Below are 19,860 nucleotides of genomic sequence, written 5' to 3' on the forward strand. Positions count from 1 at the left end.
ATCCACGCTGTATGCTTCAAACTATTATCATGATTTGCACTGCGGGGCAACCGGCCCGCCGCACCACCGGGAGCCGTTGATCACAGAGCCCTCCGCGTCCCGACCGCTGGACGGGATACGCGTCGTCGAACTCTCGAGCTTCGTCGCCTCACCCTTGTGCGGACTCACGTTGGCGCAGCTCGGCGCCGAGGTCATCCGGGTCGATCCGGTGGGTGGCGCGGCGGACGTGAACCGGTGGCCCCTGGCGCCCGACGGGACGTCGATCTACTGGACCGGGCTCAACCGGGGCAAGGCCTCGGTCACTCTCGATCTGCGCTCCGACGACGGCCGGCGGGCGTTCCGCGAGCTCGTCACCGCGCCCGGCGAGGGTGGGGGGATCCTCGTGACGAACTCGGGCGGGCGGTCGTGGATGAGTCACGACGTCCTGGCCGCCGACCGCGAGGACGTCATCACCCTCGAACTGCTCGGCCGCCGCGACGGCCGGCCCGGGGTGGACTACACGGTCAACGCCGCCCTCGGTTTCCCCGCCATCACCGGCCCCGGCTCGGGCCGCGTCGTCAACCACGCCCTGCCGGCCTGGGACGTGGCCGCCGGACTGCACGCGGCGCTGGCCGTGGTGGCCGCCGTCCGCGAACGTGAGCGGACCGGCCGCGGGCGGCGGATCGTCCTGCCCCTCGATGACGTCGCCCTGGCCACCGCCGGGACGCTCGGATACCTCACCGAACCACAGCTCGACGGGTCGTCGCGGCCTGCCGTGGGCAATCACGTCTACGGGACGTTCGGCACGGACTTCACCACCTGCGACGGCGGTCGGTTCATGATCGTCGCCCTGACCACCCGGCACTTCCACGACCTGGCCCGCCTCACGGGCACCCGGGAGGCCGTCGACGCGCTCGAGACCGCGACCGGCGCCGACTTCACGGAAGAGTCCGACCGCTACTCCTATCGCGAGGTCCTCGCCGCACTGTTCGCCCGCTGGTTCTCCGCCCGCACCACCGACGAGGTCGCGCGCGCCCTCGCCGACTCGGTGGTGCTCCACGAGCGCTACCGCACGTTCGCCGAGGTCGTCTCGGAGGGCGAACTCGAGACCAACCCCCTCTTCTCCCGCCTCGACCAACCCGGCATCGGCCCATATCTGGCCGCCGCGTACCCGGCGACGTTCGACGGGGACCACCTCGGCACCGGACCGGCGCCCTCCCTCGGCGCGGACAACGACCGACTCACACCGGGAGGACGATCCGGATGACCCACAAACCCACCGCCCGCGAGGACGTTCCCGTCTACCTCACGGAGGACCGGCTCGCGATCCGGGACCTCGCCCGCGAGTTCACCGCCAGAGAGGTCCTCCCGGTCGCGAACCGCCTGGACCCGGAGAAGGGCGACATCCCGGACGAGCTACGGCAGAAGATGGCCGACATGGGCTTCTTCGGGATCATGATCGACGAGGAGCACGGCGGCCTGGGACTGGGAGTCTTCGAGTACTGCTTGGTCGCCGAGGAGTTGGCCCGCGGGTGGCTGTCCGTGTCGGGTCTGCTCGCCCGGGGCAACGGCATGGGCGGCGGGTTCACCGCCGAGCAGGAGGCCCGGTTGCTCCCCCGCGTCGCCCGCGGTGAGTGGTTGGGCGCCTACTCGCTCTCCGAGGCGGAGGCGGGGTCCGACGTCGCCAACATCTCGTGCCGCGCCGTCCGCGACGGCGACGCCTGGGTGATCAACGGGACCAAGATGTGGTGCACCTACGCGGACCAGGCCGACTACCTCGTCCTGTTCGCCCGCACCGATCCGGACAAGCCGCACCGGGGCATCTCGACCTTCCTGGTGGAGAAGGAGCGCGGCTCCTTTCCCGCCGGCATCACCGGCACTCCGGTCCGCAAGATCGGCTACTTCGGGTGGCAGACCTGGGAGCTGTCCTTCGATGACTTCAGGATCCCCGCCGACGCGCTGCTCGGCGAGGAGGGCAGGGGCTTCTACATGGCCGTCTCGGGGCTCGAGGTCGGCCGGGCGCACACCGCGGCCCGCGCGATCGGTCTGGCCCGGGCGGCGCTGGAGGACTCGATCGCCTACGTCGCCACCCGCGAGCAGTTCGGCCGCCCGATCGGCGAGTTCCAGTACCTGCGCTTCGAGATCGCCAAGATGGCGGCCGACATCGAGGCGGCCCGTCAGCTCATGTATTCGGTGGCCACCGCGATCGACTCGGGACGCCGGTGTTCGCTCGAGGCCGCCATGTGCAAGCTCGTGGCCACCGAGATGGCCGAGCGGGTCACGTCGCAGGGCGTCCAGATCCACGGGGGTGCCGGTTACACCACCGACTTCCAGGTGGAACGGCACTGGCGCGACGCCCGCCTCACCAGGATCTTCGAGGGCACCAGCGAGATCCAGATGCGGATCATCTCGGACGAGCTCCTCGGCCGCTGAACGCTGCGTACAGTCGGCCCCATGAGAGCTGCGGTGTGCGTCGAGACCGGGTCCCCGTTGGTGATCGAGGACATCCCGATCCCGGAACCGCGCGCCGGCGAGGTCCTGGTCCACAACCACGCCTGCGGGGTCTGCCACACGGACCTGCACGTGATGAAGGGCGAGGTCGGGTTCCCGCTGCCGGGAGTCCTGGGCCACGAGATCTCCGGCGTCGTCGCCGAGGTCGGCGCCGGGGTCACCCACGTCCGGCCCGGCGACCGGGTGGTCGGCTCGTTCATCATGCCGTGCGGATCGTGCGAGAACTGCGCCCGCGGCATGGAGGACATCTGCTCCACGTTCTTCGAGTACAACCGCCTGCGCGGCACCCTGTACGACGGCGAGACGCGCCTGCACCGGGCCTCCGGCGAACCGTTGTCCATGTACTCGATGGGCGGGCTGGCCGAGTACAGCGTCACGCCCGCCACCGCGGTGTTCGCCCTCCCCGAGCAGCTCGACCTCACCGATTCCGCCATCCTCGGGTGTTCGATGTTCACCGCCTACGGAGCGGTCCGCAACGTGGGCGACGTCCGGACCGGGGAATCCGTTGCGGTGGTGGCGGTCGGTGGGGTCGGCCAGAACATCGTTCAGCTGTCGGCGGTCAGTGGCGCGGAGTCGGTCATCGCGATCGATGTGGACGACGACAAGCTCGCCCTCGCCCGCCGCATGGGCGCCACCCACACCGTCAATTCGCGTGAGGTGGACGCGACCGAGGCGGTCATGGCGATCACCGGCGGCCGCGGGGTGGACGTCGCCTTCGAGGCGCTGGGGTCGGCGGCCACCACCCGGCAGGCGACCGACATCGCCCGCGAGGGCGGGCGGGTCGTGGTCGTGGGCATTCCTCCCGCGGGCACCGCGCTCGACGTGGACCTGGCCCGCATCGTGCGTCGCAAGATCCAGATCAAGGGCTCCTACGGCGCGCGCGCCCGGCAGGACGTTCCGGCACTCGTGCGCCTGTTGGCGGCGGGCAAGCTCGACCTGGGCGGCATGATCTCCCGCCGGGTGCCGCTGACCGAGGCACCGGATACCTACGAGGCCCTCGACCGTGGCGAGGTGCTCGGCCGGGCGGTCGTCCTCACCGGCGACTGAGCCGCCCGCGCACCCGGCGGCATCCGCGCGCGCCCCTGCCCGCAGCCGCACGAGCGCCTGTACGCCCACAACACAGCCGCCCCCGACGCTGAACGCCGGCCTGCGCATCTGCGCACGCCAGACGCCACCGTCGGGAGCGGCTGTGACTCCAGGGGCAGCCGCTCGCGCGGCTGCCCGGCGGGGGCTCGGATCAGAGCAGTTCGATGATGGTGGCGTTGGCCTGGCCGCCGCCCTCACACATCGTCTGCAGGCCGTACTTGATGCCCTCGTTCTTCATGTGATGGACGAGGTCGGCGAAGATCCGGGCGCCGGAGCCACCGAGCGGGTGCCCGAGGGCGATGGCGCCGCCGTTCGGGTTGAGCTTCGCCGGGTCCGCCCCGGTCTCGGCCAGCCACGCCATCGGCACGGACGCGAACGCCTCGTTGACCTCGTACACACCGATGTCGTCGATGGACAGTCCGGACTTGGCCAGCGCCTTGGCGGTGGCGGGGATCGGCGCGGTGAGCATGATGACCGGATCGTCACCGGCGAGCGTGGCGGTGTGCACCCGCGCGATCGGGGTGCACCCGTACTTGGCAGCCGCCTCCTCGCTCATCACGAGGATCGCCGCAGCGCCGTCCGAGATCTGCGAGGCGTTGCCGGCGTGGATGACGCCGTCTTCCTTGAACGGCGTCTTCAGTCCGGCCAGTCCCTCGACGGTGCTGCCGCGGCGGATGCCCTGGTCGGTGTCGAAGACACCGTCCGGGGTGGTCACCGGCACGATGTGCCCGGCGAAGAACCCGGCGTCCTGCGCGGCGGCGGCCTTCTCGTGCGACGCCACGGCGAACTCGTCGAGCTGCGTGCGGTCAAAACCCCACCGCTCGGCGATCATCTCGGCACCGACGCCCTGGTTGGGGGCCGTGCCGTCGTAGCGGTCGAGGAACGCCTGACCGTACGGGAACGAGTCGGAGGAGACGTGCGAGCCCATCGGCACCCGCGTCATCGACTCGACGCCGCCGGCCACCACCACGTCGTGGAAGCCTGCCTCCACCACGGCCACCGCGAAACTCAGCGCCTGCTGCGACGAGCCACACTGCCGGTCGATCGTCACGCCGTTGACCGTCTCCGGCCATCCCGCCGACAGGGCGGCGGTCCGGGCGATGTCCCCGGCCTGCTCGCCGGCCTGGGTGACGCAACCCCAGATGACGTCCTCGACGATCGATCCGTCGATCCCGGCGCGCTCGGCCAGCGCCTTGAGTACGGTTCCCGACAGATCGGCGGGATGCACCCCGGCCAGTCCACCCTTGCGCTTGCCCACCGCGCTGCGCACGGCCTCCACGATCACTGCACCCATGTGCGTGTTCCTCTCTTGAACGGTGAGAATCCGGTCCGGGAAGACCGGGTGTTGTCAGTGTTGCGCATCACGCTCAGCCGACGTACGGCGGAGTGCGCTTGAGCTCTCCCCGCGCGATGGTGCGGCGGTGGACGGCGTCCGGTCCGTCGACGATCCGCAGCGCGCGCGCCCAGGCGTAGAAGTACGCGAGCGGGGTGTCGCCGGAGACGCCGGCGCCGCCGAAGATCTCGATGGCCCGGTCGATCACGGCACAGGCGACCTGCGGGGCGATGACCTTGATGGCGGAGATCTCGAACCGCGCCTCCTTGGCGCCGACGGTGTCGATCATCCACGCGCAGTGCTGCACCTGCAGCCGTGCCTGGTCGATCTCGATGCGCGAATTGGCGATGTGCTCCTGCACCACGCCCTGGCTCGCCAGCGACCCGCCGAACGCGTGCCGGGACTTGGCGCGGTCGACCATCAGGGCCAGCGCCCGCTCGGCCATGCCGATGGCGCGCATCGCGTGGTGGATCCGGCCCGGCCCGAGGCGGGCCTGGGCGATCGCGAACCCGGCGCCCTCCTCGCCGAGAAGGTTCGACACGGGCACCCGCACGTCGGAGAACACGATCTCACAGTGACCGTGCTGGTCCTGGTAGCCGAACAGCGGCAGGTTGCGCTCGATGGTCAGGCCCGGGGTGTCCCGGGGCACGAGGACCATCGACTGCTGCTGGTGGGTCTCGGCGGACTCGTCGGTCTTGCCCATGACGATGAGGATCTCGCAGCGGGTGTCGGCGATGCCGGTGATCCACCACTTGCGGCCGTTGATCACGTACTCGTCGCCCTCGCGCCGGATGACGGTCTGGATGTTGGTGGCATCCGAGGAGGCGACGTCGGGCTCGGTCATGGCGTACGCCGAGCGGATCCTGCCCTCCTTGAGCGGCTCGAGGTACTTGTCCTTCTGCTCGTCGGTGCCGAACAGGTGGAAGGTCTCCATGTTCCCGGTGTCCGGGGCCTGCGAGTTGATCGCCTCCGGCGCGATGACGGGCGACCAGCCCGTGATCTCCGAGACGGCGGCGAACTCGAGGTTGGAGATCCCGGACCACTCGGGCAGGAAGAGGTTCCACAGCCCGCGGCGCCGGGCCTCTGCCTTGAGGTCCTCCATCACCGGCGGGTAGGCGTTGTCCCCGTGCTCACGCAGGTACTCGGCCCAGACGGGCTCGGCGGGGAAGACGTGCTCCCGCATGAACTCCCACATGTTCTCCTGCAGCTCGATGCTGCGCTGACTGTGAGCGAATTCCATGTCTTTACTCCTGTAGAAGCGTGCCGCGGCGGCCCGCCGCGGGCGGGATGAGTGAAGTGGTGCCTGCGTCAGTGCAGAGTTGGTTCAGTGCAGAGTCGGTTCAGTGCATAGTCGGTTCAATGCATAGTCATCCCACCGTCGACCACGAGCGTGGTCCCGGTGATGAACGACGAGGCGTCGGAAGCGAGGAAGAGCAGCGCGGAGTCGAGCTCGGGCTGGAGCCCCAGGCGACCGAAGATGGTACTGCCGGTGATGTCCGCGAGCATCTTCTCCGGGATCTCGTCGGTCATCTCGGAGGCGAAGTAGCCGGGGGCCAGCGCGTTGACGCGGATACCGCGGCGGCTGCCCCACTGCGCGGCGAGGTCGCGGGTCAGCCCGAGCACGGCAGCCTTGGTCGCCGAGTAGGCGGCCTGCGGTGCGAAGCCGGCGGTCAGGCCCAGGACGCTCGCGACGTTGACGATGCTCGCGCCCGGCTCCATGACGGCCGCGCACTCCTTGGCCGCCCAGTAGGCGCCGTTCAGGTTGACGTCCACCACCCCGCGGAACTGCTCGGGGGTCTCCTTGAGCGCGGGCACGGCGGTCCCGATGCCGGCGTTGTTGACCAGCACGTCGATGCGCCCGTGGGCCTCCATCGTGTCGCGGACCATCGCCGCGCACGCCTCGGGGTCGGCGACGTCGCACGCCACGGTCGAGGCGGTGCCGCCGGCGGCACGCAGTTCCTCGGCGAGGGCGTCGAGCCGCTCGCGCCGCCGGGCCGCCAGGACGACCGTGGCACCGGCCGAGGACAGGGCCCGCGCGAAGCCGGCCCCGAGCCCGGACGACGAACCCGTGATCACCACGACGCGGCCATCCAGCCGGAAGCGGTCGAGCACGGGCACCGCCGCCTGCGGACCTGTCCTTGGATCGACCGGGGTGGGCGCTGCGGACGAGGACTCAGCCATCAGTTGGTCACCTTCCTGGAGTCGAGGATCGAGTGGCCGTGGTCGACCAGCTCACGGATCTGCGGGCCGATGTCACCGAAGTCCTGACCCGCCATGTCACCGGCCTCGGAGCGCGTCGCCACGCCCTGGGCGATCGCCGCGAACTTGAACGTCGCGAACGCCAGGTACCACGGCATGTGGGACGGATCGGTGCCGGTGGCCGCGCAGTACCGGTCGAGCAGCCGCTGCGGGCCGGGCCAGCCCGGTTCGGTGGTGATACTCGGGATGAGCGGCACCGTCGGCCCGTTCGGGTCACCCCAGTACAGAACCGTCTGCGCGAGGTCGGCGACCGGATCGCCGAGGGTGGACAGCTCCCAGTCGAGGATCGCCTTGATGCGCCCCGGGTCGTCGGGGTCGACGACGTAGTTGTCGAGCCGGTAGTCACCGTGGATGATCCGCGACGACGGCGAGGTGGGCATGCTCTCTCCGAGACGCGCGGCCAGGTCGGGCAGCCGGTCCGCTCGAACGGAGTCGGACGCCTTCGCGGATTGCCCGAGCCAGCGCCGCAATTGCCGCTCCAGATAGCCGTCCGGGCGACCGAGATCCCCCAGTCCGACCGCGTTCTGGTCCACGGCGTGCAGCGCGACCAGAGCGTCGATCTGCGCGTCCGCCATGGCCGCCTTGTCGTCGTCGGACTCGGCGAAGCCCGCCGGCAGCGCGTCACGGATGACGTGGCCGACCACCTTCTCCATCACGTAGTACGGCACGCCCAGGTCCTCACCGGTGGTCTCGTTGAGCACCACCTTCGCGACCGGCACGTCGGTGTCCGCCAACCCGAGCTGGATCCGCGCCTCGCGGCCCATGTCGTGCGCGCTGGGCAGCAGCTCCCCCGTCGGCGGTCGCCGCAGGATCAGCTCCCCCGCGTCGGAGCGGAGCGTGAACGTGAGGTTGGACTTGCCACCGGCGATGAGGTCGGCGTCGAAGTCCGCCCAGGCCTGGTCACCGGTGGCCTCGGCGATCTTCGGCCCCACGACGTCGGGGCGGAGCAACTGGTCGACGGACAGTCCCGTGGACTCGGACGATGAAGTGGTCATGGCGTGGATCCTCGCGGTTGATGGGCGACCGGGCGGGCGGTTCGGGTGGATCAGTTGTGGCCGACGCTCAGTTGTGGCCGACACGGTGCAGGTCGTGACCCCGGGTCTCCTTCATGAAGGCGGTCGCGACCATCGTCGCCACGCAGAGGGCGATGATGTAGGCGCTGATCATCCAGTACAGGTCCCACTCGATGAACTGGGCGTTGAGGTACGGCGCACTGCCGCCGAACACCGCGACGGACAGGGAGTACGCGAACCCGATGCCCGCCGTGCGCATCTTGGTGGGGAACGCCTCCGACATGAAGGAGGACAGGATCGAGCCGGCGGCCGCGACCAGGGTCATGGCGACGAGCGAGGCGAGGAACAGCGTCCACGGGCGGTCGTCGATCATCCCCATGAGCATCGGCGTGGTGATGATCGTGCCGATGGCGAAGATGAAGATGACCGGGCGACGGCCGATGTGGTCCGAGAGCAGACCCCACAGCGGGAGGGTGCACAGGGCGATGAGCTGGCTGCCGAAGATCGCCCAGAACGCGGCCTCGGAGTCCATGTCACGCTGCGTGATGGCGAACGTCGAGGCGTAGGAGCTCCAGGTGTAGTGCGCGACGGTGATGCCGGAGACCATGGCCACGACCAGCGCGATGGCGCCGGCGAGCTTGCGGCGCGAGAACGTGGCGACCGGCGAGGTCGGGTCGGCGGCGGCGGCCGCGGCGGCCTTGTCGAAGACGTCGGACTCCTCCATGCCGGACCGCAGGTACAGCACGAGCAGCGCGAACACGGCGCCGAGCAGGAACGGCACGCGCCAGCCCCACTCGCCGACGGCGGACTCGGAGAGCACGGCGGTGATGCCGCCGCCGATGCCGTAGGCGATCACGGTGCCGCCCATGATGGCGACGAACACGAGGCTGCCCCACATACCGCGACGGTGCGGCGGCGCGATCTCGGCGACGTAGCTGTAGGCGGTGGCCGACTCGCCACCGTGGGCGAAGCCCTGGATCATGCGGCACAGGAGCAGCAGCGCCGAGGCGAAGATCCCGAGCGTCTCGTAGCTCGGGAGCAGGCCGATGAGCAGGCTGGCGCCGGCCATCATGAGCATGGTGGTGATGAGGACGAACTTGCGTCCGCGCACGTCCGCGATCCGGCCGAAGACGATCCCGCCCAGCGGGCGCATGAGGAACCCGACCGCGAAGACGGCGAACGTGGCCAGCAGCGCCGAGACCGGGTTCTCGTTGTTGAACATCACCGCGGCGATGTACGGGGCGAAGACCGCATAGGCGGTCCACTCGTACCACTCGAACAGCTGCCCGGTGGTACTGGCGGCCAGCGAGCGGACGCTGCCGCGGCTCGCCTTGGCGGACGGGTGCGGGGCTGCGGTGTCGGCGGTGGCGGCGGTGGCGGCGGTGGCGCCGGCCCGCCCGCGGCCGTCCGGGTTGATGGTGGCCTCGGCCATGTCAGTTCCCTTCGGTGGGAGTGGAGGAGTGGGAGGGGGTGTGTTCGTCGCGGAGTTCGCGACGGCGGATCTTTCCGGTCTGGGTCTTGGGGAGCTCGCCGACGACGTGGACCTCGCCCGGCCGCTTGTAGGCGGCGAGCCGCTCCGAGGCGAACGCGATCAGCTCGTCCTCGGTCGCCGTCCGCCCGGCCTTGAGCGAGACGAACGCGACGACCTTCTCGCCGCGGTACTCGTCCGGCAGTCCCACGACGGCGGCCTCGAACACCGCGTCGTGCTCGTACAGGGCGTCCTCGACCTCCCGCGGCCAGACCTTGTAACCGGAGGCGTTGATCTGGTCCTTGAGGCGGTCCACGAGGTACACCCAGCCGTCGGCGTCCATGACAGCGACATCGCCGGTGTGCAGCCGGCCGCCGGGCATGGTCGAGGCCGTAGCGGCCTCGTTGCGCCAGTAGCCGGACACGATCTGCGGTCCCGACAGGACGAGCTCGCCCTGTTCGCCCGGGGCGACCGGCTGGTCGTCGACGCCGACGACCTCGGCGCCGATCCCCGGCAGCGGCACGCCGATGGACAGGGTGCCGCTGGTCTCGTCGACCGGCGCCCGCGACCCGGGCGGCACCGCGATGACCCCGGAGGTCGTCTCGGTCATGCCGTATCCGTTGTAGATGTAGTGGCCGAACCGCTCCGCGAAGCGCTCGACCGTCGAGGGCGGGATGGGCGCGCCCCCGCTGTACAGGGTCTTGACCGACGCGAAGTGCTCCGGTCCCGCCTCGTCCAGGCGCATGAGCGCGTTGTACGCGGTGATGGAACCGATGGTGAAGGTCACCCCGTGTTCGCGGAACGCGTCCAGCATGACACCGGGCCGGAAACGTCCGGCGAAGACGAGGGTGGAGTCGGTGACCAGCGCGACGGTGGCGTTGATGACGGCGCCGGTGATGTGGAACAGCGGGGCGATCGCCAGCACCACGTCGCCCGGCACGAGACCGACGAAGTCGGCGAAGCTCCGCGCGACCGCGATGACGTTGCCATGCGAGTTCATCGCCCCCTTGGGCGGCCCGGTGGTTCCCGAGGTGTAGGTGAGAAGCGCGAGGTCGTCGGGGGCGACCTCCGCCGGCTCCGGGGTGCGTCCCTCGAACTCGCGGATCAGGGAGATCAGGTCGCCGTCCGGCGAGGGCTCGACCTGCTGGTCGTCGCCGAACGCGCGGGGGTCGTTCCGGGTCTGCAGGTCGCGCTCGCTCGTACTGACGACCCATGCGACGTCCGTACCGCTCACGGCGTCGCGGATCGCCGTGGCGTCCCGGTCGGTGGCGATGATCCCCACGGCACCGGAGTCCTCCACTGGCAGCCTGAGTTCGCGGCCGAAGTACATCGGGTTGAGCACCACGGCGGCGGCGCCGATCTTCCACAGCGCCAGCATCGCCAGCGCGTACTGCGGGATGTTCTGCAGGTGGATACCAACGCGGGAACCGGGCGCCACCCCGCGGACCTGCAGTGCGGTGGCGAGCGCATCCGCCATCGCGTCGACCTCGCGGGCCGACAGCGTGGTGTCGAAGTAGGCGACGGCCGCCCTGTCCGGCGAGGAGTCGACTCGCTCACGCCAGGCGTCCACGAGCGTCGACCGCCGCGTCACGAGGCTCTCATCGAGGCCCGGTGGGTACAACGTGCGCCACGGCCGTGGGTCTTCCTGGCTCATCCTCGCTCCTCTCGTTCACGATTATTGTGCGGTTCACCGACCGATCGATCGCTCGGTGTGCCATAGTGTTACCCACACCACAACCGGTGTCAAGCGAAGGGTGGCTAGTGTTGTGACGATGAGTGAGGAGACCGCGACGTCAGAGACCGCGACGTTGGCGCAGTGGCGCGAGTTCGGCACCGACGAGCTCTCCCCTCCGCTCCGCGCGGCCCTGGTGATCTTCGCAAGGCACGGTTATCACGGAGCCTCGATCCGGTCGATCGCCGAGGCCGCCGGACTGTCCGTTCCGGGCCTCTACCATCACTACCGATCGAAGCAGGCCATCCTCGCAGCGGTCGTCGACCAGGCCATGGCGGAGATGCTCACGCACACGCAGGCCGCGGCCGACGACGCCGGCGACCGCACCGTCACCAGGTTCGAGAACATCGTGGAGTGCCTCGCCCGCTTCCACATGGCGCGGCGCGACCACGCGTTCGTGGCGTCCACCGAGATGCGCAGCATGGACCCGGACGTGCGCGCACGCCACATCGCGCAGCGCGATGCGCAGCAGAAGATGCTCGAGGACGCCATCCGCGCCGGTGTCGACTCCGGGGAGTTCTCCTGCGCCCACCCCGAGGACGCGGCCCGCGCCATCGCCTCACTGTGTGTGTCGATCGCGTCCTGGTACCGGCCCGACGGGCCGCTGTCGGCCGACGACGTCGTCGCCCGACACCTCGAGTTCGCCCGCGGGATGGTCGGCGCCGCACGCGGCTGAGGTCGACGGCGCCGCACGCGGCTGGGATCGACCGCGCCGCACGCGGCTGAGACCCGCCCGGTCAGCGTCTGCGCTGCCCCCGACCCACCGGCTTCGGCGCACGTTCGGCGCGGGCCTTCGCCTTGGCGGCGGCCTTCTCCTTCGCGGTCCGCTTCTCGCGCGGGGGCTCGCCCGCTCCGCGCGAGGTGCCCGCCCTGCGACCCCGCACGATCCCCACGAACTCGTCGATCAACTCATCGGTCTCCCTCGCGGGCGACCAGGCGATGCCCATCCGGGTCGCGGGGACCCCGTCGACGGGCCGCGCCACCACGTCCCGCCGACTCAGCGCCCTCGCGTACGGCGCCGGCAGGACGAGCAGTCCCACGCCGGCGGCGACGAGGTCCACCGCGGCGGACACCTCGTCGGGCGATGCCGCGATGGGGTCGACCGGCTCGAGCCACCGCTCCCCTTCGAGATCGGCGATCCCCAGCGAGTCGAAGGCGGCGAGCTCGTGGTCCTTCTCGGCGAGAACGGCCATCGTCTCGGTGTACAGCGGGACCCGGAGCAGGCCGGCCGGCGCCGAGCGCGGTGCATCGTCGGGCTCGCGGAGGAAGATCACGTCGAAGCCGTCGTCGCCGGCGGAGTCCACGAGCTCCGCGCGCGGGTCCCCGGCGCGCCGGGCCGAGATCGGCACGCGCGGATTCCGCTCGCGCCACCGCGCGAGCCACTTGTCCGGCTGGACACCGGGGACGTAACCCACACGCAGGCGGGGGCCGATGCCCGAGTTCTCGTCGGTCATCGACCCCCGCCTGTCGTTCTCTCGTTCCGCGTCAGCCCAGGATCTTCCAGTCCTCGAGACCTTCGTACAGCGGCTTCGACGCGGCCAGCGCGGACACGCGCTCACGCAGGGCGGTGACGTCGGCGCCCGTCCCCGAGGCGAGGGCGGTGCCGATGATGTCCGCGACCTCACGGAAGTCCTCGGCCTCGAAACCACGGGTCGCCAACGCGGGCGTTCCGATCCGCAGGCCGGAGGTCACCATCGGCGGACGCGGGTCGAACGGCACCGCGTTACGGTTCACCGTGATCCCGACCTCGTGGAGGAGGTCCTCCGCCTGCTGGCCGTCGAGCTCGGAGTCACGGAGGTCGACCAGCACCAGGTGCACGTCGGTGCCGCCGGTGAGCACGGAGACGCCGGCGTCCTTGCAGTCCTGGGCCGTGAGCCGCTCGGCGAGGATCTGGGCACCCTCGATCGTGCGCTGCTGACGCTCGCGGAACTGCTCCGTCCCGGCGATCTTCATGGCGGTGGCCTTGGCGGCGATCGCGTGCATGAGCGGTCCGCCCTGCTGGCCCGGGAACACCGACGAGTTGAGCTTCTTGAACAGCTCGAGGTCGTTGGTGAGGATCATGCCGGAGCGCGGCCCGCCGAGCGTCTTGTGGACGGTCGTGGAGACGACGTCGGCGTGCGGGACGGGACTCGGGTGCAGGCCGGCGGCGACCAGGCCGGCGAAATGGGCCATGTCCACCCACAGCTTGGCGCCGACCTCGTCGGCGATCTCGCGGAACTTCGCGAAATCCAGGGTCCGCGGGTAGGCCGACCAGCCGGCGATGATGACATCCGGCTTCTCCGCCAGCGCCATCTCCCGGACGGTGTCCATGTTGACCTGCATGGTCTCCGGATCCACCTCGTAGGCGGCGACCTCGTAGAGCTGGCCGGAGAAGTTGAGCTTCATGCCGTGCGTGAGGTGCCCGCCGTGGGCGAGCGACAGGCCCATGATCTTGGAGCCCGGCTTCGCGAGCGCCATGAGCACCGCGGCATTGGCCTGGGCGCCGGCGTGCGGCTGGACGTTCGCGTACTTGGCGCCGAAGACCTCCTTGGCGCGGTCACGAGCCAGGTTCTCCACCACGTCCACGTGCTCGCAGCCGCCGTAGTAACGGCGACCCGGGTACCCCTCGGCGTACTTGTTCGTGAGCACCGAGCCCTGCGCCTGCAGGACCGAGCGCGGCACGAAGTTCTCCGACGCGATCATCTCGAGCGTGTCTCGCTGTCGGGCGAGCTCGCCGGCCATCGCCTCGGCGACCTCCGGATCGAGCTCGGTCAGGGAGGCGGTGAACACATCGGTGTTCGGGTCGGTCATCGTTGCTCCTCGCACGTGGGCTTTACACGTCGTACGAATCGTGTGGGGCCACGGCTCGTCTCGTCGTCGTCGTCGCCAGTCTAGTGCCACGCCACCCTGACACCCCCTCCCCCGTGGCCACCTGCCACAATCGGGAACCGTGAGCAGACAAGCCGGCGACTACACGCCGTACGTCGAGTTCGACCGTCGGAGCTGGCGGCGCCTGCGGCGTGCGATGCCCATGGTGCTCACCGAACAGGACCTCGAGGGCCTCCGGGGCCTGGGCGAACACCTCGACCTCGACGAGATCGCGGAGATCTACCTGCCACTGAGTCGGCTCATCCACCTGCAGGTATCCGCCAGACAGCGATTGTTCCAGTCGACCAATCTGTTCCTCGGCGAGACCGTGGACGCCCCCATGCCGTTCGTGATCGGCGTGGCCGGATCGGTGGCGGTCGGCAAGTCCACCTCCGCCCGTGTGCTGCGCGCGCTGCTCACCCGCTGGGACTCCCACCCCCGGGTGGACCTCATCACCACCGACGGCTTCCTTCACCCCAACCGCGAACTCCAGCGGCGCGGACTGATGCACCGCAAGGGCTACCCCGAGTCGTACGACCGGCGCGCGCTGCTGCGGTTCGTCACCGAGGTCAAATCCGGAGCCCCGGTCGTGCGCGCGCCGGTGTACTCACACACCAAGTACGACATCGTGCCCGGCGAGTTCATCGAGGTCCGCCGTCCGGACATCCTCATCGTGGAGGGGCTCAACGTCCTGCAGACGGGTCCGCGCCTCATGGTCTCGGACCTGTTCGACTTCTCGCTCTACGTCGACGCGCGGATCGAGGACATCGAACAGTGGTACGTCGAGCGCTTCCTCGAACTGCGGAGCACGTCGTTCTCCAACCCGAACTCGCACTTCGCGCACTACGCCGACCTGTCCGACAAGGCGGCCCGGCTCGCCGCCCGCGAGATCTGGATGTCGATCAACCGCCCGAACCTGGTGGAGAACATCCTGCCGACCCGGCCGCGCGCAACGTTGGTGCTGCGCAAGAACTCGGACCACTCCATCCAGCGGCTGCGCCTGCGCAAGATCTGACGCCTCGGGCGAGGTAGCCTCCTACACCGGCGGCGCGCCCGTCTCGCCCTCCGGAACACCTCGCCGCCGCAGCTCGGCCTCGGCGCGGTCGAGCCCGCCGTGTTCGAGCGCGGCCAGGGCACTGCGGTCCGACCACACCAGCCGCCCGTGCCGGCGCACCTCCACCTCGAGCTCGCCCGCGAGGTGTTCGATCGACCCGGCGGAGTTCCGCTTCTCCGACGGCAGCGGGACCGGCAGCACGTGCGCGCGGTCCAGGGGCGAACGCCCGCTGATCCGGACCTGCCAGCCGTAACCGCGGCCCTCGAACTCCCACCGCTCGTCGGTCACCTCGGCGCGGACCGGCGAGACGACCGGGTTGCCCAGCCGGATGACCTTCCCTCCGGGCAGTCGCACGACAACGGCCGTCACCTCGGTGCGCAGCGGCCCGGAGTGGATCTGCCCGCCGGCGAACGCCACGCACGTGTTCGGCTCGGAGAACGCCTGCGCCTGCCCCCACCACCACGAGTCGGGGAACCCCTCGGCGCCCCAGTTCTTCTCGCCGTACACCTCGGCGCCGTCGAACTCCCAGTGCTCGCCGTCGAGTTCGGCCCATCCGCTCGCGCGGCCGCCGAGCAGCCAGGGGTGCCAGTACTGGTTGAGGGCGGGGACGGACTGGAAGATGCTCGAGCCGCCGACGGCGTGGTGCGGCCACTGCACCGGGTCGGTGATGTTCACGTGCAGGCGAGCGCCCTCCCCCATGTCCACGCGGACCCCGTCGGGTCGGTACTCGAACAGTTCGCCGGAGCGGGCGCCGATCCGGTCCGGGTCGGCCCAGCCGTCGGGCGCGGCCATGAGGCGCAGGGTGGACGACGATGACGACGACGAAGAGCCCCCGTCTCCGTCCCGGCGCGATCCACCGGCCTCGATCGGGATCGGCGCCTCGTCGGAGGCGAGCCCGAGCGTCGCCCAGTGCCCGTCGGGTCCCCGGTTGACCCCGATGAGGGCGATCACCACGCGCCCGCGCTCGCGATCGGTGACGCGGAGGAAGTACCCCTCCATGGCCACGTCGTGTGCGCGGAGCGGATCGCCGAAGGGCAGGTCTGCGCCGGTCGCCCGGTATCGCCGGAGGAGTCCCATGCGGTTCAGCGTCCCACAACCGGCCTAGGGTGGAGCCGTGAATGCGACGCAACTCGGCCTCCGTCCGCCCCGGCATCGAGTCGACCCCCGCTGCCGACGGTGGTGGACGACCCAGGTCGCGCTGTGGACGCTCTGGCCCCTGCCTGTGCTGGTCGTACTGGGCCTGCTGCTCACCCCGTGGCTGCTCGCGGCGGCGGCCGTGTGGGCGGTCCTCACCGTCGCCGCGCTCGTCGTGGTCCCGCGGGTCCGGTGGGCCATCCACCGCTGGGAGGCCACGGACGACGCCATCTACAGTCGTAGTGGCCTGTTCTGGGAGGAGTGGCGCGCCGCTCCCCTGTCCCGTGTCCAGACGGTCGACAAGACCCGCGGGCCGCTCGAGCGGCAGTTCGGTCTGGCCACGGTCGTGGTGACCACCGCCTCGTCGAAGGGCGCGGTACGGATCAGCGCCCTCGACGCCGCGCTGGCCGAGGAGATGGTCGACCGCCTCACGATCCTTGCCGAGGACGACCAGAGGGACGCGACATGACCGTGCACGACGACGGCTGGGTACGCCTGGACCCCCGGACGATCCCCGCGACCACACTGGTGGCGGCGGGTGCTCTCGCCGCGACGGCCGTCCCCATCGGCCTGGGCATGGTGCTCAGTGGCCTAGGGATCGGGTGGGTGCTGTTCTGGACGATCGGCGGGGCCCTCGTCGGCACCGCCGCCACCGCCGTCACGGAGACCGCCCGCCTGGCCGTCACGCGATACCGGATCGACCCCCACCGCATCGAGCGCCGTGTCCGGTTCCTGTCGAGCACCACCACGACGCTGTCCACGAGCCGGGTGCGCAACGTGGAGATCACCGCGGACGTCATCCAACGCCGACTGGGCATCGCCACGGTCCGCCTGGCCAGCGGCGAGACCGACGGCTCGCGCATGTCCCTGGCTGCGCTAGACCGCGAGGTCGCCGAGGACCTGCGCCGGCACCTGCTCGCCGACCGGGCCACGACCGACACCAGCGAGATCCTCCGCCTCGACCCACGCTGGATCCGCTATGCCCCGGCCAGCGTCATGACGCCGCTGTTCGGCCTCCTGGGTATCGGGCTCGTGGTGCAGGTCGCCGACTGGTTCAACGCCGTCCCCCGGGTACTCGCGTGGATCTGGGACCGGATCGGGGCGCTGCCGATCCCGGTGATCGCGGTCGGCGTCCTGACGATCGCGCTCCTGCTGGGCACGATCGCCTCGGTGGCCCTGTTCATCGAGAACTGGTGGAATCTACGACTCGACCAGCACGAGGACGGATCACTGGAACTGCGGCGCGGTCTGGTGGTGGGCCGTCACACCACCTTCGATGGCCGGCGTATCCGGGGAGTGACACTCCACGAACCCCCGGGGTTCCGCGCTCTGGGCGCCGCACGGCTCGATGTGATCGCCTCGGGCGTCGGTATCGGCAAGGACGAGGACGGCAAGCAGAAGCAGAGCCCGGGGCTCGTACCCGCCTCCCCCCTCGATGTGCCGACCGGCGTCGCCGAGACCGTGCTCGGTGAGCCCGTCCCCGGCGACCTCTCCGCCCATCCGCCCGCCGCGCGTCGCCGCAGGATCGTACGGGCGACCGCGGTCGTCGTCGTCGTCACCGCCGTGGCCCTCGTCCCGGGCGTGATCTGGACGTGGCTGTGGTGGGTCCCGCTGCTGGCGTTCGCTCTGTCCTCGGCAGTGGCGCTCTGGATCGCGGTCGACAACTCGCGCGGACTCGGGCACGCGGTCACCGGCGGGGTGGTGGCGTTGCGCAAGGGGTCGCTGATGCGACGCACCGACGTCCTCGAGCGGGAGGGGATCCTCGGATGGAACATCCGGCGCTCGCCGCTGCAGCGTCGCGCCGGGTTGGCCACGCTGGTCGTCACCGCGGCCGGCGGAGGGGGCGCCTTCCGGGTGCCTGACGTGGGCCTCGAGCAGGCGCCGGAACTGTGGCGCACCGCCGGCCCGGTGTGGGACCACCTGTCCTGCTAGACAGTCGGCCTCACTAATCGGCCTCACCAGACGCCCCGGTCAGTCGGCGTCCACGGGCCTGTCGTCGGTGGCCGGATCCAGCTTCCGGACCAGACTGGGCGCCAGGTCGGACAGCGCGTACTCGTCGAGGAGCCGCCGGGCCTCGTCGTCGTCGACCCCGGCGAAGACCCGCCCGATCGTGACCCCGTGCGTGGGCACGGCGACCACCCGGATCTCATCCCCGGCCTCGACGGGGCCCGCGGCGAGGACCCGCGCGTACGCGCCGGGTCGCCCGCCCTCGGTGAAGCGCCGCACCCAGCGCGGCTTGCCCACGTGGTGGCCGAAGGTCTGACACGGGATCCGCGGCGTCGTGACCTCCATGCGCAGGCGGCCCACCTCCAGCACGGTGCCGATCTGCAACTGCGAGGTGTCGACGCCGGTCACGCGAAGGTTCTCGCCGAAGTACCCGGGCGGGATCGGGCCGCCGAACTCGGGCTCCCACTGCTCGACGTCGGACTCCGAGAGCAGGTAGACGGCCTTCCACACCCCTCCGTGATGCTGGCGGTCTGCCTGGACGTCGCCGTGGAGGCCGTACTCGCGCACCTGGACGGGGCCGTCGACGGGCCGCTTGTCGATCGCGGTGACGCCGACCCGGCCGGGCACCTCGAGCAGTCGGTCCACCACGCACACGGCGCGGACGGTGAACCCCTCGCCCACGGTGATCGGCGCGCGCTCCGCCTCCGCGCCGGCCATCACTGACCGAACCGACGGTTGCGGGCTCCGTACTCGCGCATCGCCCGGAGGAAGTCGACCCGCCGGAACGCCGGCCAGTACGCCTCGGTGAACCAGATCTCCGAATACGCGCTCTGCCACAGCAGGAAGCCCGAGAGCCGCTGCTCGCCCGAGGTGCGGATCACGAGGTCCGGGTCGGGCTGGCCCGAGGTGTAGAGGTGCTCGCCGATGCCGTCGACGGTGATCGCGTCGACCAGCTCCTGCCCGCTGCAGCCCTTGTCGATCAGCTCCTGGACCAGCTCGCGGGCGGCGTCGGCGATCTCCTGCCGCCCGCCGTACCCCACCGCGACGTTGACCTTGACGCCCGGCCGGCCCCTGCTCACCTGCTCGGCGTGGCGCAGTCGCTCCGCGAGCCAGTCCGGCAGCACCTCGAGACGCCCGACGATCCGGACCTCCCAGTTCTTCCCCGGGCCGGTGATCTCGTCCACCACGTCCGCGATGATCTGCAGCAGTTCATCGAGTTCCTCGGCATCGCGACCGAGGTTCTCCGTGCTGAGCAGGTAGATGGTGGCGACGTCCACACCGAGGTCGTCACACCAGCCCAGCATCTCGGCGATCTTGACCGCGCCCGCCCGGTGACCGTGCGCGACGTCGGTGAACCCCGCCTCGCGTGCCCACCGGCGGTTCCCGTCCGCCATCACGGCGATGTGCCGCGGCAGCCTCGACTCGTCCAACGAGGCGCGGAGGCGCGCTTCGTACAGCGAGTACAGGGGGAAGGAGACGGCCACGCGGAAAGGGTAC

At 70.5% G+C, this 19,860-nt stretch carries 18 protein-coding genes; 7 read left to right on the forward strand and 11 right to left on the reverse strand.

Annotation, left to right across the window (positions count from 1 at the left end):
- Window positions 1-79: 79 nt before the first annotated feature.
- The 3 genes from NR111_RS02530 to NR111_RS02540 are packed head-to-tail and all read left to right on the forward strand — an operon-like array spanning window position 80 to window position 3,537.
- A complete protein-coding gene (locus NR111_RS02530; RefSeq protein WP_256819838.1) occupies window positions 80-1,246 on the forward strand; it encodes a CoA transferase in 1,167 nt (388 codons plus the stop codon).
- Window positions 1,243-2,412 carry an acyl-CoA dehydrogenase family protein gene (locus NR111_RS02535; protein ID WP_256819786.1) on the forward strand — a complete coding sequence of 390 codons (1,170 nt, stop codon included), beginning with the start codon at window positions 1,243-1,245 and terminating at the stop codon, window positions 2,410-2,412. The genes NR111_RS02530 and NR111_RS02535 overlap by 4 nt, the downstream gene beginning before the upstream one ends.
- Before the next feature lie 21 nt (window positions 2,413-2,433).
- Window positions 2,434-3,537, forward strand: a complete 1,104-nt coding sequence (locus NR111_RS02540) for a zinc-binding dehydrogenase (RefSeq protein ID WP_256819787.1) — start codon at window positions 2,434-2,436, stop codon at window positions 3,535-3,537.
- 190 nt (window positions 3,538-3,727) lie between these two features.
- Here NR111_RS02540 and NR111_RS02545 read toward each other — a convergent pair whose 3' ends face one another.
- The 6 genes from NR111_RS02545 to NR111_RS02570 all read right to left on the reverse strand — a co-directional run bounded on the left by NR111_RS02545 (window position 3,728) and on the right by NR111_RS02570 (window position 11,303).
- Window positions 3,728-4,870: a thiolase family protein gene (locus tag NR111_RS02545; RefSeq protein WP_256819789.1), complete on the reverse strand. Its 1,143-nt coding sequence runs from the start codon at window positions 4,868-4,870 to the stop codon at window positions 3,728-3,730.
- 73 nt (window positions 4,871-4,943) lie between these two features.
- Window positions 4,944-6,149 carry an acyl-CoA dehydrogenase family protein gene (locus NR111_RS02550; protein WP_256819790.1) on the reverse strand — a complete coding sequence of 402 codons (1,206 nt, stop codon included), beginning with the start codon at window positions 6,147-6,149 and terminating at the stop codon, window positions 4,944-4,946.
- Between the two features lie 116 nt (window positions 6,150-6,265).
- Window positions 6,266-7,027: an SDR family NAD(P)-dependent oxidoreductase gene (locus tag NR111_RS02555; protein ID WP_206472686.1), complete on the reverse strand. Its 762-nt coding sequence runs from the start codon at window positions 7,025-7,027 to the stop codon at window positions 6,266-6,268.
- A gap of 62 nt (window positions 7,028-7,089) precedes the next feature.
- The gene (locus NR111_RS02560) at window positions 7,090-8,163 is read right to left on the reverse strand and encodes a phosphotransferase family protein (RefSeq protein WP_256819791.1); all 1,074 of its coding nucleotides are present in this window, start codon (window positions 8,161-8,163) and stop codon (window positions 7,090-7,092) included.
- Between the two features lie 67 nt (window positions 8,164-8,230).
- Entirely contained in the window at window positions 8,231-9,613 is a 1,383-nt protein-coding gene (locus tag NR111_RS02565) for an MFS transporter (protein ID WP_256819792.1), read from the reverse strand.
- A 1-nt stretch (window position 9,614) separates the two neighbouring features.
- Complete coding sequence (locus NR111_RS02570; protein ID WP_256819793.1) at window positions 9,615-11,303, reverse strand: class I adenylate-forming enzyme family protein; 1,689 nt, start codon at window positions 11,301-11,303, stop codon at window positions 9,615-9,617.
- A gap of 118 nt (window positions 11,304-11,421) precedes the next feature.
- Here NR111_RS02570 and NR111_RS02575 point away from each other — a divergent pair, with 118 nt between their 5' ends.
- A complete protein-coding gene (locus tag NR111_RS02575) occupies window positions 11,422-12,057 on the forward strand; it encodes a TetR/AcrR family transcriptional regulator (protein ID WP_167507159.1) in 636 nt (211 codons plus the stop codon).
- Window positions 12,058-12,118: 61 nt separating this feature from the next.
- Here the strand turns inward: NR111_RS02575 and NR111_RS02580 are convergent, their stop codons facing one another.
- Window positions 12,119-12,835: a LysR family transcriptional regulator substrate-binding protein gene (locus tag NR111_RS02580; RefSeq protein ID WP_154828036.1), complete on the reverse strand. Its 717-nt coding sequence runs from the start codon at window positions 12,833-12,835 to the stop codon at window positions 12,119-12,121.
- 31 nt (window positions 12,836-12,866) lie between these two features.
- On the reverse strand, window positions 12,867-14,171 hold the full coding sequence (gene glyA / locus NR111_RS02585) for a serine hydroxymethyltransferase (RefSeq protein ID WP_256819794.1): 1,305 nt from the start codon (window positions 14,169-14,171) through the stop codon (window positions 12,867-12,869).
- Between the two features lie 139 nt (window positions 14,172-14,310).
- Between glyA and coaA the strand changes: the two genes are divergently transcribed.
- Window positions 14,311-15,243: a type I pantothenate kinase gene (gene coaA / locus NR111_RS02590; protein ID WP_256819795.1), complete on the forward strand. Its 933-nt coding sequence runs from the start codon at window positions 14,311-14,313 to the stop codon at window positions 15,241-15,243.
- Between the two features lie 21 nt (window positions 15,244-15,264).
- On the opposite strand, the gene NR111_RS02595 is transcribed toward coaA, so the two are convergent.
- A complete protein-coding gene (locus tag NR111_RS02595) occupies window positions 15,265-16,359 on the reverse strand; it encodes a tocopherol cyclase family protein (protein WP_256819796.1) in 1,095 nt (364 codons plus the stop codon).
- 37 nt (window positions 16,360-16,396) lie between these two features.
- Between NR111_RS02595 and NR111_RS02600 the strand changes: the two genes are divergently transcribed.
- Together NR111_RS02600 and NR111_RS02605 are read left to right on the forward strand one after the other, a co-directional pair.
- Window positions 16,397-16,885: a PH domain-containing protein gene (locus NR111_RS02600; protein WP_206472542.1), complete on the forward strand. Its 489-nt coding sequence runs from the start codon at window positions 16,397-16,399 to the stop codon at window positions 16,883-16,885.
- On the forward strand, window positions 16,882-18,348 hold the full coding sequence (locus tag NR111_RS02605; RefSeq protein ID WP_256819797.1) for a PH domain-containing protein: 1,467 nt from the start codon (window positions 16,882-16,884) through the stop codon (window positions 18,346-18,348). Before NR111_RS02600 ends, NR111_RS02605 begins: the two co-directional genes overlap by 4 nt.
- Before the next feature lie 39 nt (window positions 18,349-18,387).
- On the opposite strand, the gene NR111_RS02610 is transcribed toward NR111_RS02605, so the two are convergent.
- Both NR111_RS02610 and NR111_RS02615 read right to left on the reverse strand, forming a co-directional pair.
- Window positions 18,388-19,080 carry an MOSC domain-containing protein gene (locus tag NR111_RS02610; RefSeq protein WP_206472544.1) on the reverse strand — a complete coding sequence of 231 codons (693 nt, stop codon included), beginning with the start codon at window positions 19,078-19,080 and terminating at the stop codon, window positions 18,388-18,390.
- Window positions 19,080-19,847 (reverse strand): isoprenyl transferase, encoded by a 768-nt coding sequence (locus NR111_RS02615; RefSeq protein ID WP_067715669.1) that lies wholly within the window; start codon window positions 19,845-19,847, stop codon window positions 19,080-19,082. The genes NR111_RS02610 and NR111_RS02615 overlap by 1 nt, the downstream gene beginning before the upstream one ends.
- Between the last annotated feature and the right edge of the window lie 13 nt (window positions 19,848-19,860).

Origin of the sequence: Dietzia sp. Die43 (genome assembly GCF_024519835.1) — a bacterium.
GTDB classification, from domain to species: Bacteria; Actinomycetota; Actinomycetes; order Mycobacteriales; family Mycobacteriaceae; genus Dietzia; species Dietzia kunjamensis.

Excerpts from the sequence above, each read along its gene's own strand:
- NR111_RS02570 (WP_256819793.1), bottom strand. The coding sequence starts at position 11,303 with ATGAGCCAGGAAGACCCACGGCCGTGGCGCACGTTGTACCCACCGGGC.
- NR111_RS02595 (WP_256819796.1), bottom strand. The coding sequence starts at position 16,359 with ATGGGACTCCTCCGGCGATACCGGGCGACCGGCGCAGACCTGCCCTTC.
- NR111_RS02545 (WP_256819789.1), bottom strand. The coding sequence starts at position 4,870 with ATGGGTGCAGTGATCGTGGAGGCCGTGCGCAGCGCGGTGGGCAAGCGC.
- NR111_RS02535 (WP_256819786.1), top strand. The coding sequence starts at position 1,243 with ATGACCCACAAACCCACCGCCCGCGAGGACGTTCCCGTCTACCTCACG.
- NR111_RS02565 (WP_256819792.1), bottom strand. The coding sequence starts at position 9,613 with ATGGCCGAGGCCACCATCAACCCGGACGGCCGCGGGCGGGCCGGCGCC.
- glyA (WP_256819794.1), bottom strand. The coding sequence starts at position 14,171 with ATGACCGACCCGAACACCGATGTGTTCACCGCCTCCCTGACCGAGCTC.
- NR111_RS02550 (WP_256819790.1), bottom strand. The coding sequence starts at position 6,149 with ATGGAATTCGCTCACAGTCAGCGCAGCATCGAGCTGCAGGAGAACATG.
- NR111_RS02575 (WP_167507159.1), top strand. The coding sequence starts at position 11,422 with ATGAGTGAGGAGACCGCGACGTCAGAGACCGCGACGTTGGCGCAGTGG.
- NR111_RS02580 (WP_154828036.1), bottom strand. The coding sequence starts at position 12,835 with ATGACCGACGAGAACTCGGGCATCGGCCCCCGCCTGCGTGTGGGTTAC.
- NR111_RS02610 (WP_206472544.1), bottom strand. The coding sequence starts at position 19,080 with ATGGCCGGCGCGGAGGCGGAGCGCGCGCCGATCACCGTGGGCGAGGGG.
- NR111_RS02540 (WP_256819787.1), top strand. The coding sequence starts at position 2,434 with ATGAGAGCTGCGGTGTGCGTCGAGACCGGGTCCCCGTTGGTGATCGAG.
- NR111_RS02605 (WP_256819797.1), top strand. The coding sequence starts at position 16,882 with ATGACCGTGCACGACGACGGCTGGGTACGCCTGGACCCCCGGACGATC.
- NR111_RS02560 (WP_256819791.1), bottom strand. The coding sequence starts at position 8,163 with ATGACCACTTCATCGTCCGAGTCCACGGGACTGTCCGTCGACCAGTTG.